The organism is Thalassospira sp. CH_XMU1420-2, from assembly GCF_037029325.1.
GTDB lineage: Bacteria > Pseudomonadota > Alphaproteobacteria > Rhodospirillales > Thalassospiraceae > Thalassospira > Thalassospira povalilytica.
Genome location: NZ_JAYMEG010000002.1, coordinates 303,961 through 321,668 on the forward strand (window position 1 = coordinate 303,961; position 17,708 = coordinate 321,668).

A 17,708-nucleotide genomic window follows, 5' to 3' on the forward strand; every position below is an offset into this window, starting at 1 on the left:
TGGTAAGCGACGGTTGTTAGGGGCTATTGGTGGGCAAAAGGGCGATAGAAGTTATTTCAATTCATCGGTCAAAACCGGGGGCATCGACATAGGTGGCGGCAAGGGCACGGACCTTGGCCCTGGCATCATCGACCTGCCACCCGGCCCCGATCATAAGGTCGGCCAGACCGTCGCACAGGATACTGACCGCATTCTTGCGCAGTTCCTGTCCATAATGGCGGTCGGTGATTTCAGATAGAACCAGCACATTGATCCCGTAACCAAGCCCCCAACTGCCAAGGTTAAGGTTGCGGCTGCGGCTGGTCATATCCGGGGCAATGCCAAGTTCATCCTCCCCCTCGGTCAGGAAGGTCTGAAACATCGTGGTGATGGCATTGATCTGATCAAGCTGGGCCTGATGGCGGACCGGGGTCGCACGTTTCCAGACCGACGGCGCAAGGGCAAGATATTCCGCCTCGAACAATTGCGGATGATCGATGGAAAACCCCAGATCCAGCAGATTGGCGATGATGTATTTTTCAATCGCGCTGCCATCATGATTGCGTGCGATATCAAACTTTTCGGCGCGTTTGGCACCGGCCATGACCGCAAGCCCGATCAGCAAATCTTCCTTGCTGGCGAAATGTCCATAAAGGGTACCGACCGAAATGTCACAGACCCGCGCAATATCCGACATCTTGAGCTCGAAAAAACCGACTTCTGAAATCAGTTTCCCGGCGGCATCAAGGATCATTTCTTCGCGTTGCTGGCGTTTTTCCATGCGGTTTTGCGCAACCATGCCAATGCGGCCTTCTACCCGTTGGATCATTTTTGACGTAAAATCGAATTTGGTTCATTTTTCAAACACGGGCAATCGTGATTTTTGCATAGGTGTCATTCCCCCAAAAAGTCAGGAGACATTGACCGCAATAACCGGCAAAAATGATCTGCGCGATATCGACCCGGACCAGCACAACAGCAAACCGGGAACCGGCCACAGTTCCAGACGTTTATATGTTGATCGCTGTCCCGGTCCGGTTTTGCCGACGGGCGGCATTTGTCGCCCGGGCACGCATTCACAACAGGATCACAGCACATGTTTCACCGCTTTATCCGAATATGGGAATTTGTCGGCCACAGCCTGTGGTTCACCCCGTTGCTTTATGCGATTGGCGGTGCGGTGCTTTCACTGTTGGCCATCCGGTTGCCGGGCGAAGATATCATTGCAAGCCTGCCGGATTTCTGGCCGCGTTTTGAAACGGTTGAAACGGTCCAGGATCTGACATCGACGCTGCTGGCGACGCTTGTGACGATGACCACCTTTGCGCTGTCGGTCACCATGGTGGTGCTTACCCTTGCAGCCGGGTCGCTGGGGCCGCGCACCATTCGCAACTTCATGGGCGATCCCAAAACCCAAAATGCGTTGGGCAGTTTCGTCGGCACGATCCTGTTTCTGATTACAGGCCTGGTCCTGATGGGCGGGCAGACCGATGATGGCGCGGTCCCGCAGATCGCCGCCATGACCGGCATTGCGCTTTTTGTCGTCAGTCTGTTTGTGCTGATTTTGTTTGTCCATCATCTCGGACGTTCCATCGTTGCCGATCACGTGATCCAGAAGGTCGGCGCCAATCTTGAAGAAACGATTTCCTCGTCGCTTGAAACCCTGTCAGGGCCGATTGACAATGCCGCCGGGGAAAGCTGCACCCTGCCCGATGCGGGTGCCAACACGTCGGATCGCACGATCACGGCAGCAAAATCGGGCTATGTGCAGGGCATTGATTATGACGACCTGCTTGATGTTGCCATCAAGCACGATATCCGTGTCGCACTGACTGTCCGCGCCGGACAGCATGTGATTGCCGGTGATATTATCGGTGAAATCGGCAAGGATGAAAACAACGGCACCAAGCCGTCTGACACCGAGCCTTCCGACACCGGGCCTTCTGACCCCCGATCTGATGCAATACATGACGCCATCGCCCAACAGATCATGATCGGCAGTCAGCGCACCGCCATGCTTGATATCGAATTTGCCCTGCGACAACTGGTCGAGGTCGCCTTGCGCGCCCTTTCCCCCGGAATCAATGATCCGTTCACCGCAATTGCCGTGATCCATCGGCTCGGTCGTGCCTTGCCACAGGCGATGGATTTCCATTATCCGATGGGACTTTGGCGCGATGATCAGGGACAGGAACGCATCTGCGCCCATCTGTCGGATTTCGGCGGCATGATGAACGCGGCCTTTAACCAGATCCGCCAATCGGCCAGCGCCAAACCCGACGTCCTTTTGCCGATGGCAGAGGTCCTTGAAAGCCTGACCGGCCTTGCCAAGCATCCAAAACATCTGGAAATCCTGCGCGAACATGCGCGCCTGATCGGTCGGGCCGCTGCACGTGATATTGCGGACGCCACCGACCGCAAGGCCGTCGAACGCGCCGTTAACCGCGTCTTGCGCCAACAACAGGCCAAGGATGATTATTCGGTTTCCTGACGCATCCCGACCAACATGCTGTCAGCTCGGCACAGGACCACATTCCCGTATCTCCGAACACCCGAAACAAATCCGCAAGATCGGTCAGGTATTTGTCAGCGGATTTGTGCATGATGGCACAGGATCAAGCCCGTAATCAGCAATCGCAACCGTCAGGCCACGCCATCATGAATGCCCCGGCAAAATCAGACATCGCCCGCCGTTTTGACCGGGTCATTGCCCATATTGATACAAGTCTTGATACCAATCTTGATACCGGCCCTGATGCCAGTTCCGAAATTCGGGATGACAAGGCCCTGTCGCTTGAAACCCTGGCCGGCATTGCTGCCTTTTCGATCTTTCATTTCCATCGGCAATTTGCGGCATTTTACGGGATGAATGTCGGGCAATATATCCGCCTGATCCGGATGCGCCGTGCCGCCCATATGCTGGCCTTTCGCCAAGACGTCCCGGTTTTGCAAATCGCCCTTGATGCCGGGTACGAGGGGCCGGAATCCTTTGCCCGCGCCTTTCGCCAGATCCACGGGATCGCCCCGCGCGACTTTCGCAAATCCACCGATTGGGACAATTGGCAGGCCCCCTATGACGGGTTGCTGACAATCAGGAGAAACACGATGACCAGCCCCGATCACACTGCGGTTTCAATCATCGACTTCCCCGAAACACCAACCGCCTGTCTGGATCATGTCGGCCCGCCTGCGCGCATCGGCGAGACCATTCAACGTTTTATTGCCTGGCGCAAAATCCATCATCTGCACCCGTCAAAACACGCGACATTCAATATTGTCTGGTGCAATCCCGATGATACACCGCCCGATGATTTTCGCATGGGGCTTTGCGTTGCCACAACACAGCCCCTGACAGCCGAGGATGAAAAAGCCGGTCTTTATCCCCTGATAATCCCGGCCGGGCGATATGCGAAATTGCGTCATGTCGGAAGCGACCAGACACTTGGTGACAGTGCGCTTGCACTCTATCGCGACTGGTTGCCGCAAAGCGGTGAAACGCCCGGCGACTTCCCGCTTGTTTTCCAGCGCGTCGCCTTTTTCCCCGACGTCCCGGACCATCAGGCCGTTACCGATATCTTGCTGCCACTGGCATAAACACCGTGCGCACAGGCAACCCATGGGGCATCGCGCATGGCGGTTAGCGTTTAGCGTATGGCGAATGGCACCGGATGCCTCGCGCAAGGCCGCACACTCATTTCGGCGAAAGTGGCGGCATCCGGCGTTCGACCGGCTTGGATTTGACAATGGCGGTGTTGGTTTCGGCCTTGTCGACAATCTGGTCAAGCAACCCGTCCAGTTCCTTCATCGACCGGATATAAAGCCGTGCGACAAAGCAATCATCGCCGGTCACCTTGTCACATTCGCCAAATTCGGGAATTTCGGAAATCAGTTGCTGAACAATATGCAATTTGCCGGGCAAGGGCCGAATGCGCACAATCGCCTGCAACGGATATCCCAAGGCTTCGGGGTCAACATCAATGGTGAAACCGCGAATGACCCCGCGTTCTTCAAGCCGCCGGACCCGCTCTGCAACACCGGGGGCGGAAAGTCCGACCTTGGCGGCCAGTTCCTTTTGCGAAATCCGGGCATCACGCATCAGGATTTTCAGAATCTTCTGATCGATCTCGTCCATGACTTTACAAATTCCACGAAATTGACGATCCGGCTTTGATTAAAAAGGCTACATGCCAAATTCACCTTTCACAAGCCATATAAAACCCGCCCCAAAAAGCGGAAAGTAATCCCATCAAATGACTTCCTGAACGGAGCTTTGCGATGAAAGAACAAGTCCGCGGCACGATCGAAATGACGGCTGCCATGACAATTTTGGGCACCATTGGCTGGTTTGTTGTGATGGCGGACCGCCCGGCCATGGATGTGGTTTTCTGGCGCTGCTTCTTTGGGGCGCTTTCGCTTTTGGTGATCTGTGCGACCATGGGGCTTTTGCGCGGGCTTTTGAATGTGCGCATGCTGGGCTGGGCCGCCCTTGGCGGGGTTGCCATCGTCACCAACTGGTACATGCTGTTTCAGTCCTATTCGATGGCCTCAATCTCGGTCTCGACCGCGGTTTATAACACCCAGCCCTTTATGCTGGTGTTGTTTGGTGCGGCCTTTTTCGGTGAAAAACTGACCATCAACAAATTCGTCTGGCTTGGCATTGCCTTTGCCGGTCTGCTTTTGATCATTTCAGGCAAACCCCGGGGCGGCCTTGGCGGATCGGATTATGCCGGTGGCATTCTGATGGCGCTTGGGGCGGCGTTTTTCTGGGCAACGGCAGCGATCATCACCAAAAAGCTCAAAGGCACCCCGCCCCATCTGATCGCCCTTGTTCAGGTCTGTATCGGTATTGTGATGCTTGCGCCATTTGCCGATTTTGAAAATCTGCCAACCACGGCAATCAGTTGGGGTTCCCTGATCACGGTCGGGGTGGTCCATACCGGGATCATGTATGTGTTGATGTATGGCGCAGTTCAGAAATTGCCGACCCATCTGCAAGGATCGCTCAGCTTCATCTATCCGGTGGTGGCGATCATTGTTGACCTGATCGCTTTGGGCTATCGCCCTGATACCGCTCAGATCATCGGTGCCATCGCCATCCTGATTGCCGCAGCAGGCATGAACCTTGGCTGGCAAATCATCCGCCCTCGCACACAACGCAATGTGGCGCCCTGACAATCCCCGACCAGATTGCAATCATCAGACAAAACAAAAGGGCCCCGAACGGGGCCCTTTTTATTCGTCATACTTTTGATCGTGGATCACGTCAGCCGGCGATATGTGCCTCGATCGCGGCCAGTGCGGCATCGGCCTGCGACGGGTCGGAACCACCGCCCTGTGCCATATCCGGACGACCGCCGCCACCCTTGCCGCCGAGTTTCTCAACCCCGATACGGACAAGGTCAACCGCGCTGAATTTCGTGGTCAGGTCTTCGGTCAGGCCAACCACGATGGATGCCTTGCCACCATCACCCGAAACAAGGGCAACAATGCCAGACCCCATCTGGTCACGCAGTTCGTCAACCATGCCTTTGAGTTCCTTGGCCGGAATGCCGTCAAGCGAACGCAGGGCCAGTTTGACGCCATTGACTTCCTTGAAGGCATCACCGCCCGAAGCGCCACCGGAACCAGCCGTTGCGAGTTTCTTGCGCAGGTCGGAGACTTCGCGTTCCAGACGACGACGTTCTTCCTGAAGCGCCTTGACGCGTGCCGGGACATCTTCGGGGACGGCCTTAAGGTCGGCAGCAACCGTTGCCAGCACGTTTTCACGGGCTGCCATGTAATTGGCAGCATCGGCACCGGTCAGGGCTTCGATACGGCGAACCCCGCTTGAAACCGCACCTTCGGACACGATTTTGAACATGCCGATATCACCGGTGCGTTTGACATGCGTACCGCCGCAAAGCTCAAGCGAGTAGGCATGTTCGTTGCTTTCGGGAAGGCCCATGGAAACAACGCGGACTTCATCGCCGTATTTTTCACCAAACAGCGCCATCGCACCCAGTTCAATCGCCTCGTCCGGGGTCATCAGACGGGTGGTGACTTCGCTGTTTTCACGGATCAGACGGTTGACGTCTGCTTCGATCAGGGCGGCTTCTTCGGCGGTTACGGCCTTGGGATGGGAAACGTCAAAACGCAGGCGATCCTGTGCAACCAGCGAGCCCTTCTGGGTAACGTGATCACCAAGATGCTTGCGCATCACCGCATGCAGAAGGTGGGTTGCCGAGTGATTGGCACGCAAGCTTGAACGGCGGGCATGATCAACACGGAATTCAGCCGCATCGCCAACCGAAACGTCGCCTTCGACAACCTTGCCCAGATGCACATGCAGCGCGCCGAGCTTTTTCTGGGTGTCGGTGATTTCAATGATCGCACCCTTTTCGGTTTTGATCACACCGGCATCGCCCTGCTGACCACCGGACTCACCAAAGAAGGTGGTCTGGTTGGCAAGAACGGCAACCTCGTCACCTTTTGATACGGTTTTGACTTCGGCCCCATCCTTGATCAGGGCGGTGATAACACCTTCGGCGGTTTCGGTTTCATAGCCAAGGAATTCGGTCGCGCCATCACGATCATTGATGTCAAACCAGACTTCTTCGGTCGCTGCTTCGCCCGAACCCGACCATGCGGCACGTGCCTTGGCCTTCTGTTCTTCCATGGCGGAAGTGAAACCGTCTTCATCAATGCCGATTTTGCGTGCCTTGAGCGCATCGGCCGTCAGATCAAGCGGGAAGCCATAGGTGTCATAAAGCTTGAAGGCAACCTCGCCCGAAAGGGTGGCACCTTCGTTCATGCCATCGGTCGCGTCATCAAGCATCTTGAGACCGCGATCAAGCATGGTTTTAAAGCCCTGCTCTTCGAGCTTGAGCGTTTCTTCGATCAGCGCCTGGGCACGGACCAGTTCCGGGAACGCCCCGCCCATTTTGCGGACCAGTGCCGGAACCAGTTTATACATGACCGGATCCTGGGTGCCGACCATGTGCAGGTGGCGCATTGCACGGCGCATGATACGGCGCAGAACGTTACCGCGACCGGCATTGGACGGCAAAACACCATCGGCAATCAGGAAGCTGGTCGAACGCAGATGGTCGGCAACCACACGGTGCGACACGTTATGCGGACCATCCGGGTCGGTATTGGTGGCATCGGCCGATGCTTCGATCAGGGCGCGCATCAGATCGATGTCATAGTTGTCGTGCTTGCCCTGAAGGACAGCGGCAATACGTTCCAGACCCATGCCGGTATCAATAGAGGGCTTGGGCAGATCAATGCGATCGCCATTTGCCATCTGTTCATACTGCATGAAGACGAGGTTCCAGATTTCAATGAAACGGTCGCCGTCTTCGTCGGCACTGCCCGGAGGACCACCCCAAATGTGATCGCCATGGTCAAAGAAGATTTCCGAGCACGGACCACACGGGCCGGTATCACCCATCGACCAGAAGTTATCGGAGGTCGGAATACGGATGATACGGTCATCAGACAGACCGCCGATCTTTTTCCAAAGACCATGGGCCTCGTCATCGGTGTGATAAACCGTGACCAGAAGCTTGTCTTTGGGAAGACCATATTCCTTGGTGATCAGGTTCCAGGCGAATTCAATCGCGTTTTCCTTGAAATAATCGCCAAACGAGAAGTTGCCGAGCATTTCAAAGAAGGTGTGATGGCGGGCGGTATGACCGACATTTTCAAGATCGTTATGTTTGCCACCGGCACGCACGCATTTCTGCGAGGTGGTCGCGCGTGAATAATCGCGATGCTCTTGACCGGTGAAAACGTTCTTGAACTGGACCATCCCGGCATTGGTAAACATCAGGGTGGGGTCATTGCGCGGCACCAGCGGGCTGGAGGAAACGACTTCGTGGCCGTTCTTGCGGAAGAACTCCAGAAACGTGGTGCGGATATCGTTAACGGTCTGCATATCTCTCCAACCCGGAAAACGCGGAACAAATTCATCCGCCATGTTGGCGGACGGACTGCCCTATTTAGCGGCTCGGCCCTGCCCTGTCCAGTCAGGCGAAGGGCTTGGGCGGCAAATGTATCAAGTTTTATGAATTGCGTGATTGCAACAAGGCAAAAATCGCCGCGCGCTAGGCCCGGTCAATCATCAGGCGAAACCGGTTGCGGTTCATTGACGCGACAAAACCGATCTGCACAAACCCCAATCGGGACAATAGCTTGGCCGATGGATGATTGTCGGGATGGGCAAAGGCACCCAACATGCGACAGGATGTTCGGGCCCGCGCAAAGGCGATGGCGGTTTGGGCAAGTTCACGGCCAAAGCCGCGACCATGATGGTCGGGATGAAGGAAATAACCGATTTCCGGTCCCCAGTCAGGATCGAACGGATCGATATAAAGCCCGCCCCAACCGATGATTCTGTCGGTTTCCCTGTGCCGCGCGACCCAGGGGGCAAAGCCGTCCTGATTGCGACGCGATTCAAAGGCCAGCAATCTGGTCTGGCAATCTTCAAGCGATTGATCGCAATGGGTAAAGCGCATTGCCGCAGCATCCCCCAGAAACACAAAAAGGTCGCCAATATCGGCGACCTTTACCGGGGCATAATATAACCGTTCGCTGGCAAGGGCGCTTGAACGGTTACTCATTCACGCTTTCCTGGATCTGCTGACCCAGCTTTTCCATATCGCGGCCAAATCCTTCGGCGGTTTCGCAGGCCGACAACGCCATGCCAAAGCCAAGAACCATCGCAACTGCCAACAGACGTTTTGTGATCGTTACCATGTTTGTTGAATGCTCCAACGCTGTGCGGTTCGGATACCGCCTTTGAGTATATACGCCATTTTGGCGCGACCGGTTTTTGGTTGCAACCGATATCGCCATTGCCCGGCCCCATCCAGACACAGCAAAAGGACGCCAATATGGCGCCCTTTTGTGTGCTCGTCGGTTCGGTTTTTATCCCAACCCTTTTTTGTCTTTCGTTGCCGGTTACATCGGCGGGCGGCGGCCACGCAATGCATTCACCAGAAGTGAAACGGCAAACAGCACGATGAAGACAAAGAACAGAATCTTCGCAATGCCAACGAAAGTCCCGGCCAAGCCGCCAAAACCCAATACGGCGGCAATCAGGGCAAGGATCAGACAGAATACGGCCCAACCAATCATGGGAATTCTCCTGCAGTTATTGGGTGCTTTGAGGGTAAAGCGACCTGTTTAATCAGCCCGGATCACGAAGCACTGTCCTGGATGGCTTCACCGGCATCTTCGACATCTTCGCCGAAACCTTCGGCGGTTTCGCAGGCCGCAAGGCCAAGACCAAGACCACCAATCATCAGAACGGCGAGAATTTTTTTCATCAGGTCTGACATGTTTGTTCTCCTGTTTGCTCGTGATGTGTTGCTCACAGGATATCAAACGGGGACAACTCAAAATTGTTCCGCCCCCATATCACTAAAGGCTGTTTTTCACCCCATTCGACACTATTTAATGATATATTTTTCATATAGTTATGCGAAATCGTGATCATTTTGGGGCACCGGAAAGAAACCCGTCATACGGGCCGCTTTCCGGGGATGATCCGTGATATCCGCCACCAGATGTGCCAATCAGGATGGCGACGCGCCAAGGTCGAGAAACCCGCTGATTTCATCAATGATCTGTTGGTGGATATGACCGCGATCGGTTCCCGCCGGGTCCGAACAGACCGGATCGTCATCCATCCGCGCCAGAAGTTCGGCCGCACCGGGCACACATTCCGCCAGAAAGGTCAAATGGTCAGCCGGGGCAAAAACCGCATAGGCCGGATGATCAAGCTTGCCCAACAAGTTGCTTCCGGTCCTTTCCAGATCAGCAGCCGGCCAGCCATGTTCTTTGCCAAGCCGGATGAACAGCACATCCTGATCGGTGTTTTTCAGGCTGTTGTCATCAACCGCATAGGTCATGCCAGGTTCGATCGCAACAAATCGCGAAATCCGGGGATCCTTGGCATCGATGGCAATGTCATCAGACAGTTGATCGAAAGCGACCCCGCCACGTTTCAAAAAGGCACAATCCTGCATCACATCACCATGCGTCTTGCAAAACTCACGATAGAGGTCGCCATCAAATCGCATCCCCGCCAGATTAAGAACCGTTGTCCCACCCAACGAAAAGCCGACCGTCGAAATCCGGTCCCGGTCGATATAGGGGGCGAAATCCGGATCGGCGAGAACCTGATCAAGCAGGGCCGTGATATCGGCCGCACGCGGCGCCAGATGAATGGTGCGCCGGGGCGATGAATCCCCCGATGTCGTGCCGGGATGATTGACCGCCAGCACCATTGCCCCGCGAAGTGCCAGTTGCGACGACAGCCAGCCCAGCGCATCCATATTGCCGCCCGATCCGTGCGAGAGCAGGATCAGCGGGTGTTTTCCCGGTGCAATCGCCGCCCCGATATAGGCATCCGTGCTTTGCCAGATTGCGTTTTTGGTGACCGGCGCACGATAGATATAAGTCCCGGCCGGATACCAGATGGACGCAGAAAGCGGCATGGATCTGTGTGATGCAGTGACATCGAACCGGTCATAGCCCGCCAGTTCCTGTGCCGCGGACGGGGTCGCCATGCAAGGAACGCTGGCAAGACCAAGTGAAAGAAGGGCCGCAGAAGTTACATGTTTCATGATTTCAATCCGTGTTTTAATCTTCACCGGGTTGAAATTGCTCCTGATTTCGGGGGCTGGCGTCCTTGAACCGGTTATAGGACGTGCAAAACCGGTTTTCGGACGTTTTATGATCGGATCGCCACAAGACATGATCGCACTTCCCGTACCCATGATCGTCGCCCTGTTGCTGGGTTATCTGTTTTTGCGGGCAATCCTGTTTGATAAGACCAGCCGGTTGCTTGCCGCCTTGCTGCTGGCCTGCGCCTGTCAGAGTGTGACCGTGTCGCTGGTTCATTATTACGGGTTTGATGCCATCCGGTTGTTGCAGCCGGTCATGGCATCGATGATCCCGGCGCTGGCCTGGATGGCCTTTTTGCAAAGCAGTTTGCGGTCGCGCCTTATCGCCACCGATCTTTGCCATTTTCTGGCCCCGGTGGTGATGGTGATCGTGATCCTTGCCATGCCGGTCCTGATTGATGCCCTGCTTGGCGGGCTTTTTGTCGGCTATGCGTCTGCCATCCTGATTGCACTGCATCGTCAGGGCAATGATCTGGCCCATTCGCGTCTGGCATCCGGGCATGTACCGGCATTGATCTGGCGGGTGATTGCCATTGCGCTGATTGTTTCGGCCTTTAGCGATCTTTTGATCGCAGCAGCCCTGCAATTCGGGGCAGAAGGCGCGACGGGTGTGATTTTAAGCATCTTTTCGTCGCTGGCAGTGCTGACCATCGGGTTTCTGGCGCTTTCCCCAGATCTTGCCATCGGATCGGGCGATGATGACAACGGGGGTGATGATATCGAACCGTCAAGCGCGCCTGACAAAACCGCGCCCGATACGCCCGATATCCCGGTCGATGAAATCATGACAGCACTTGATCAGCTTATAAGCGGTCAGAAGCTGTTTCTTGATCCCGATCTGACGCTGGCGCGGATTGCGCGGCGGCTGGGCTATCCGTTGAAACAGGTATCCACAGCGATCAATCAAAGTACCGGGGAAAATGTGTCGCGCTATATCAACAGGTTCCGGATTGATCATGCCTGCGAAGAACTTGCGCGCGGACAGAATGTCACAACCACCATGCTTTCAAGCGGCTTTAACACCAAATCGAATTTCAATCGCGAATTCCTGCGCATTACCGGCCAAACACCCAGCCAGTGGCAACAGCAGCAAATCCCGGCAGCGGCAGTGACAACGACCGCAACGCGACGCGGATCATAGGCCGCCCCTAGTCCAGGACCGGGCGCATGAAGCTGCGTTCATAGGAAATGATGCTGCGATTGCGGATTTCCATATTCAGAACATCCTGACATTCGCGGTCACCAGCCATGCGATTGCGGTAATCTTCATACTCGGCAAGGCTTGGAAAACTGAACAGCGCATAGGCCACGTTACTCGCCCCTTCATGGGGCAGGAAATACCCGTGATGGGTCCCGCCCATACGATTGACAATCGGAATCCAGCGTTTGGCATATGCCTCAAACTCGGGAATTTTGTGACTGTCGATTATGTATTTCAAATAGCAGGTAATCATGGCTGCACCTTTGAACGGGGTGAAGGGTTTGATGGCCCAAACAAAAAAGACGGGCCGAAATCACGGCCCGTCTTTTTTTAAATCATCGTGCAAAAACAGCGCGATCAATCATCATTGACCGGGTCATCTTCGCTCATATTCGTCATGCTTTCGGCGATCAGGCCGGCACTTTCGCGAATGCTGTTTTCGATTTCCTGGGTCATTTCCGGATTCTCGCGCAAGAAGTTCTTGGCGTTTTCACGGCCCTGACCGATCCGGGTCGAGTTATAGGAGAACCAGGAACCGGACTTTTCAACGATGCCTGCCTTGACACCAAGATCAAGGATTTCACCCATCTTGGAAACGCCTTCGCCATACATGATGTCAAATTCGACCTGTTTGAACGGCGGAGCCATCTTGTTTTTGACGACCTTGACGCGCGTCTGGTTACCGACAACTTCGTCACGGTCCTTGATCTGGCCGATACGACGGATATCAAGACGAACAGACGCATAGAACTTGAGCGCGTTACCACCGGTTGTGGTTTCCGGGCTGCCGAACATCACACCGATTTTCATACGAATCTGGTTGATGAAGATCACCATGCAGTTCGACCGCGACACCGAGCTGGTCAGTTTACGCAAGGCCTGGCTCATCAGGCGGGCCTGAAGACCGACATGGGTGTCGCCCATTTCACCTTCGAGTTCGGCCCGCGGAACAAGGGCCGCGACCGAGTCAACGACCAGAACATCAATCGCACCGGAACGCACCAGCGTGTCGGCGATTTCAAGTGCCTGTTCACCGGCATCGGGCTGCGAAATCAGAAGTTCATCGGTATTCACGCCAAGCTTGCGGGCATAGCCCGGGTCAAGCGCATGTTCGGCATCGACGAATGCACAGGTCCCGCCAAGTTTTTGCGCCTCGGCAATGGTGTGCAGGGCCAGGGTCGTTTTACCGGAACTTTCCGGGCCATAGATTTCGATGATACGGCCACGCGGAAGACCACCAATACCAAGTCCGATATCAAGACCGAGTGATCCGGTTGAAATGGCTGAAATGTCAACGGCGCTTTCCCGCTGACCCAGCTTCATAATCGAACCTTTGCCAAATGCCCGTTCGATCTGCCCAAGGGCGGCTTCGAGTGCCTTCTGCTTATCCATAGTATCCTTATCCACCAAATGCAGCGCGGTCTGAATCATTGCTCGAACTCTCTTATTCCACAGGGCCGGGTAGGATGCAACGCAGGCGGTTCCCCGGACCTAAATGCGGAACGCCACCGCTTGAAGAACCTGCTGCCCAGACAGAATAGTTTCCCTGTTCACGTCAGCAGCCGAATTGAGAACATAATGCGAACACTGTCATAAAATTTTGGATGTTGCAAGTTTGTTCTCATTTCTCAGATCAGAAAGACGCAAACAGGAGTCTTTCTGCCCTACAACACCCCATCCATCCTCAAGGATCCGGCTATCTATTCTAACAGCTTAGACATCATAACTCTGGGCTGCATAAGACCCGGGGCAAACATCTGATTTTGCTTGGAAATCTGACACTTACTGACAAGTTTCCGCCCAAGCTTGACGTGGCATCCCGGGGATGTGATCCGACCCCAAAGCACAAAATGTCCGGGCACTGATTTTCATAAACCTTCTGTTTTTTGGACCTAACCCAACGCTATGGATCGGGATTAATGAAACTATCTAAATTGGCAATTTCATCAGCTTTATTTCTTGGCATTGCTGGCGCGCTTCCACTGACCACAACACCTGTACATGCGGCGACCAACTATGACTGCACGTCTATCAACGGCCTTATCTCGAACCAGCCACCTAGTCAGAACAGCACAAGTTTATACCGAACTGCCACGCTAAACTTACAAGCCGGCGATAAAGTCACGTATCTGTGGCAAAACAATTTCTCGGTAGATGCAACACCGAACCTGACCATTTATAATATGGATACGAGCACGAGTGAGAACACTGTACAGACAACCGTTTCGGCAAACGGCGGCACTGGCCAATTGGTGGTCACAGCCCAGTCCAGCGCAGAGTACCAAGTATCATCGTACTTCTCAAAAAATGGAGCAAGCGCAGCAGACTTTCGCGTGACAATTAGCTGCGCACAGCCCACAGCCAGCAATGAGACTTCCTCCGAAACCACGTCCAAAGCCGTCACCAGTGCGGTTTCGCGGTCCCAGACCTCTGTCATTCAACAGAATATCGGAGCCCGCGTTGCAACGGTGGTCGGCAGTGCCGGTGCGGGTGTAAGCAGTGGCGGCGTCGGCGCACCTAGTGGTGCTGGTGCCGGTGGTACTGGAACCGGTGGCTCAACGGGCGGGGCATCTGGTGGTGTACCGGGGGCTGGAAATGATGAAACCGCATCCTTTGCGGACAACCGATATGGGGCGGCCTCTCGTGGCGGATTTGCATATCGCGACAGCGCCGATGATATGCGGGCTGTCATGCGCAAACTGGCGATGAATGCTGCTTTCGATAGCTCTGTTATTGCAGCGGATCTGGCGCGCGATCATGCATTGGCCCTTGGCCCGACCGATGAGGGTTCTGTTGGCGGGGCTGCCGGGGTTGATGGCCGCGCGGCCCTTCAGTCCTATTCGCCAATCACAGTTTGGGGCCATGGGTCTTACACATCAGTCGACAACGATTTCAATTCGGGCGGCCAGGACAACCGATATGACGGTGATGTCTGGGGCTATAACCTTGGCGCGGATTACCGGTTTGAAAATGGTCTGATTGCCGGGGCGTCTGTTGGCTACAACGATACCAACCTGACCACGTCCTTCAATAACGGCAGCTACGATGAAAGCGCATGGGTCATTTCGCCCTATGCCATCTATCAGCCGATTGACAACCTTTCGCTTGTTGCCGAGGCGGGCTATTCACAAGGCGATATTGACGTCACCTGCAGCAATGGCAGCATCAATGGCTCCACCAACTCCGCCATGTGGTATGCCTCGCTCAAAACCAGCTATTTCTATCAGCCCCTTGCCGATTATCCGGTCTCTATCAGCCCGTCCGTATCGTTTTTGGCCGCACAAAAAACGATTGATAGCTATGTCGAGAGCGACAACACATTCGTTGAAAGCTCCCGCTCCAACACCCGTCAGGTCAAACCGTCGCTCGAGGCTGCTTACGATTTCGAGCTGCACAGCCTGAAACTGACACCGTTTGTCGAAGCCGGTCTGATCTATGACTTTACCGATGAACTCAATAACGACAAATCAGCTTTCAACATTGGCGGCGGCCTGCGGTTGTCGGATGCGACGACGGGGTTGAATGCCGCACTTGAGGCAAGCTACCTTGCCGGTCGTACGGACTATAATGAATATACCCTTGCCGGAACGCTGAGCTATGGTTTCGAACTTCGCGACCTTAGCGGTGCGTCCGTCGGCATCATGTCCCCGTTCTTTGGCAGTGATGTTGATGAATATGGCAACCAGTCGATGTCGACCGGCTTTGGCTTTGACAAAGGTCCGATGTCGAGCCGCCTGTCACTGGCCCATGACATTTCCCAATCGGGCAATGCCGCCAGTGTTGCGCAAGTCAATATGACACTCGCGTTCTAAACAGTATTATCCTCGAACAAAACCATAACAGCCGCCCTGTCACCAGGGCGGCTGTTTTTTTATGGCGCATGACCGCAAAGCCAGGAACGATCAGGTGGTAATTTTGAGATGTTCGTGGGTATGGGCCGCACCGTGGTCTTCATCCCCGTGGTGATGGGATTCAATGTGCAGTTCCCCCGGAACGGAATAAAGCTGCCCGTGGCGCACGCCGGGCTGTGCCAGGACCTTGTCGGCAAAGGCGCGAATTTCGGCAAGCTTGCCACGCAGGGTCACGCTTTCAAGACAGGTGTCATGATCGATGTGGAAATGCACGGTCGAGACCGTCAGATTGTGATGTTCATGCTGGGTGCTCATCAAACGTGATGCCAGCATGCGTTCCTCATGGTCATAGACATAATTCAGAACGGCAATTCCCACCCCGTTGGGGTCTTCGTCAAGCTTGGCATTCTGAAGCTTTTCACGGATCAGATCACGGAATCCTTCGGACCGGTTGGTATAGCCCCGCCCTTCAAGGAAGGTGTCGAACGCTTCCATCAGATCATCTTCGATTGATACCGTCACACGGGTCATATCAATTCCCTTTCAGAATCATCAGCTTGACTCGTATGAACAATTTTGAAAAGTTCATACCGCCATTTCATAGACCTAATTTCCCAAAGGATAGCAGATGTTTCAATCAAAGTTCGCACGTGCCCTGATAATTGGCATGACCGGGTGCCTGATCAGCAGTGCGACAACCGCCCATGAATTCATCGCCAGCACCGCACAAAGCACCTTTGCGCCGGGCCAACCGACAACGATATTTCTTGATTCGACCCATAAGTTCGGCACACCTGAAGAAGCCGAAGCCATCGAAAATGTGCGCGCCCGCCTGATCACTGATGCCGGACAGACCGAACTTGATGTCACACCAAATCCGAACGCCCCGAACCTTGTTGCATCTGTTGACGATCATGCGCAAACCGGCTGGATTGCTGCCCACCGTTTGCCGGTTGTCTGGTCACAGACGCCCGATGGCTGGCAGGAAGGCGGGCTTGAACAGCATCCCGATGCCCTGACCGCTTCGCGTTACGAGAAATTTGCAAAACATCTGATCGGCCCGCAGGCAACTGATGACAATGCCGTGGCCACGACCCCGCTTGGTGATCGGCTTGAAATCGTTCCGCTTGGCGATCCGCGGCGGACCAAAATCGGCACGGACGCCGAATTTCGCATCCTGCTTGACGGGGAGCCTTTGACCACCACCGTTCTTGCGACCTATGCCGGGTTTACCCCAACCCCGTCTTCCTGGGCCTATTATACCGAAACCCTTGCCGATGACCGCGGCAGTGCCATTGCCAAGGTCCGCATTTCGGCACCCGGCCTTTGGGTCGTGCGGGTTGCAACCGATATACCCGATGCCGCAGACGGGGTACGGGTTCATAACCTTCGCGCGACGCTAAGCTTCCATGTGGACGGCTAGGAAAATGCATCTGGCGGGTATCAGCCGGGTGCCGGTTATCATGGTTCTTGTGGCGTTGTCGGTTCTGATCCTATCGGAACCGACAGATGCCCGCGCCCACGGGGCTGGCTGGCTAGCTGTTGGCAATGAGAATACGGTTCGATACCGGTTTGGCTATACCGACGGCAGTCCCATGGGATTTGCCGAAGTCATCGTCACCGCCCCTGATGGCAAGATCTGGCAAAAGGCGCGTACCGATCGCAGCGGCCATTTTGCCTTTGCCCCGGATCAGCCGGGCCGTGACATCACACAACCGCAAAACTGGCACATCCGGGTGGGTGATGGCATGGGGCATCTGGTGCAACTGACCCATCAGAGCAAACCCGACATAACCTCCGACCCACCAGACCCGACTGCCCCGACTACCCCCACCGCGCCAGTTGCCAACACAACAATGCGCGGCACGGCGGCAATGTTTGATTTGCCGGTCTGGGCGGGGATGTTGTTCGGGTTAAGCGTGCTCGCGAACTTTTATGGCGGGTTGCTGTTGTGGGGACGCATGCGAAAGGCGCATCAGTCCTAGTTGCCTAAATGCCTAAATG

18 protein-coding genes are annotated in these 17,708 nt (G+C 55.0%); 7 read left to right on the top strand and 11 right to left on the bottom strand.

The window, feature by feature from the left end:
* Positions 1–61: 61 nt before the first annotated feature.
* Positions 62–808, bottom strand: a complete 747-nt coding sequence (locus tag WA429_RS06095) for a TetR/AcrR family transcriptional regulator (RefSeq protein WP_287465636.1) — start codon at positions 806–808, stop codon at positions 62–64.
* Between the two features lie 267 nt (positions 809–1,075).
* Here WA429_RS06095 and WA429_RS06100 point away from each other — a divergent pair, with 267 nt between their 5' ends.
* Entirely contained in the window at positions 1,076–2,470 is a 1,395-nt protein-coding gene (locus WA429_RS06100) for a DUF2254 domain-containing protein (protein ID WP_287465635.1), read from the top strand.
* Positions 2,471–2,583: 113 nt separating this feature from the next.
* Positions 2,584–3,573, top strand: a complete 990-nt coding sequence (locus WA429_RS06105) for an AraC family transcriptional regulator (RefSeq protein ID WP_287465633.1) — start codon at positions 2,584–2,586, stop codon at positions 3,571–3,573.
* Between the two features lie 97 nt (positions 3,574–3,670).
* Here WA429_RS06105 and WA429_RS06110 read toward each other — a convergent pair whose 3' ends face one another.
* The gene (locus WA429_RS06110) at positions 3,671–4,111 is read right to left on the bottom strand and encodes an Lrp/AsnC family transcriptional regulator (protein WP_068517488.1); all 441 of its coding nucleotides are present in this window, start codon (positions 4,109–4,111) and stop codon (positions 3,671–3,673) included.
* Between the two features lie 143 nt (positions 4,112–4,254).
* Here WA429_RS06110 and WA429_RS06115 point away from each other — a divergent pair, with 143 nt between their 5' ends.
* Entirely contained in the window at positions 4,255–5,151 is an 897-nt protein-coding gene (locus tag WA429_RS06115; protein ID WP_287465631.1) for a DMT family transporter, read from the top strand.
* Between the two features lie 91 nt (positions 5,152–5,242).
* Here WA429_RS06115 and alaS read toward each other — a convergent pair whose 3' ends face one another.
* From alaS to WA429_RS06145, 6 genes are all read right to left on the bottom strand, one after another.
* Complete coding sequence (alaS, locus tag WA429_RS06120; RefSeq protein WP_287465630.1) at positions 5,243–7,897, bottom strand: alanine--tRNA ligase; 2,655 nt, start codon at positions 7,895–7,897, stop codon at positions 5,243–5,245.
* 169 nt (positions 7,898–8,066) lie between these two features.
* Positions 8,067–8,582, bottom strand: a complete 516-nt coding sequence (locus WA429_RS06125) for a GNAT family N-acetyltransferase (protein WP_287465629.1) — start codon at positions 8,580–8,582, stop codon at positions 8,067–8,069.
* Entirely contained in the window at positions 8,575–8,718 is a 144-nt protein-coding gene (locus WA429_RS06130; protein WP_068517484.1) for an entericidin A/B family lipoprotein, read from the bottom strand. Before WA429_RS06130 ends, WA429_RS06125 begins: the two co-directional genes overlap by 8 nt.
* Before the next feature lie 204 nt (positions 8,719–8,922).
* Positions 8,923–9,099, bottom strand: a complete 177-nt coding sequence (locus WA429_RS06135; RefSeq protein ID WP_082817698.1) for a DUF1328 domain-containing protein — start codon at positions 9,097–9,099, stop codon at positions 8,923–8,925.
* A gap of 62 nt (positions 9,100–9,161) precedes the next feature.
* Positions 9,162–9,302: an entericidin A/B family lipoprotein gene (locus tag WA429_RS06140; RefSeq protein WP_068517483.1), complete on the bottom strand. Its 141-nt coding sequence runs from the start codon at positions 9,300–9,302 to the stop codon at positions 9,162–9,164.
* A gap of 237 nt (positions 9,303–9,539) precedes the next feature.
* Positions 9,540–10,592, bottom strand: coding sequence for an alpha/beta hydrolase family protein (locus tag WA429_RS06145; RefSeq protein WP_287465628.1), 1,053 nt, complete (start codon positions 10,590–10,592; stop codon positions 9,540–9,542).
* 130 nt (positions 10,593–10,722) lie between these two features.
* Between WA429_RS06145 and WA429_RS06150 the strand changes: the two genes are divergently transcribed.
* Entirely contained in the window at positions 10,723–11,793 is a 1,071-nt protein-coding gene (locus tag WA429_RS06150; RefSeq protein WP_287465626.1) for a helix-turn-helix domain-containing protein, read from the top strand.
* A 7-nt stretch (positions 11,794–11,800) separates the two neighbouring features.
* Here the strand turns inward: WA429_RS06150 and WA429_RS06155 are convergent, their stop codons facing one another.
* Both WA429_RS06155 and recA read right to left on the bottom strand, forming a co-directional pair.
* Positions 11,801–12,106: an NIPSNAP family protein gene (locus WA429_RS06155; RefSeq protein ID WP_206927992.1), complete on the bottom strand. Its 306-nt coding sequence runs from the start codon at positions 12,104–12,106 to the stop codon at positions 11,801–11,803.
* A gap of 104 nt (positions 12,107–12,210) precedes the next feature.
* On the bottom strand, positions 12,211–13,284 hold the full coding sequence (gene recA / locus WA429_RS06160) for a recombinase RecA (protein WP_068517480.1): 1,074 nt from the start codon (positions 13,282–13,284) through the stop codon (positions 12,211–12,213).
* 902 nt (positions 13,285–14,186) lie between these two features.
* On the opposite strand from recA, the gene WA429_RS06165 reads away from it, so the two are divergent.
* Entirely contained in the window at positions 14,187–15,665 is a 1,479-nt protein-coding gene (locus tag WA429_RS06165) for an autotransporter outer membrane beta-barrel domain-containing protein (protein ID WP_336107207.1), read from the top strand.
* Between the two features lie 90 nt (positions 15,666–15,755).
* Here the strand turns inward: WA429_RS06165 and nikR are convergent, their stop codons facing one another.
* Positions 15,756–16,235 (bottom strand): nickel-responsive transcriptional regulator NikR, encoded by a 480-nt coding sequence (nikR, locus tag WA429_RS06170; RefSeq protein ID WP_068517479.1) that lies wholly within the window; start codon positions 16,233–16,235, stop codon positions 15,756–15,758.
* 97 nt (positions 16,236–16,332) lie between these two features.
* On the opposite strand from nikR, the gene WA429_RS06175 reads away from it, so the two are divergent.
* Positions 16,333–17,127, top strand: coding sequence for a DUF4198 domain-containing protein (locus WA429_RS06175; RefSeq protein ID WP_287465622.1), 795 nt, complete (start codon positions 16,333–16,335; stop codon positions 17,125–17,127).
* A 4-nt stretch (positions 17,128–17,131) separates the two neighbouring features.
* Complete coding sequence (locus tag WA429_RS06180; protein ID WP_287465620.1) at positions 17,132–17,689, top strand: carboxypeptidase-like regulatory domain-containing protein; 558 nt, start codon at positions 17,132–17,134, stop codon at positions 17,687–17,689.
* Positions 17,690–17,708 lie beyond the last annotated feature (19 nt).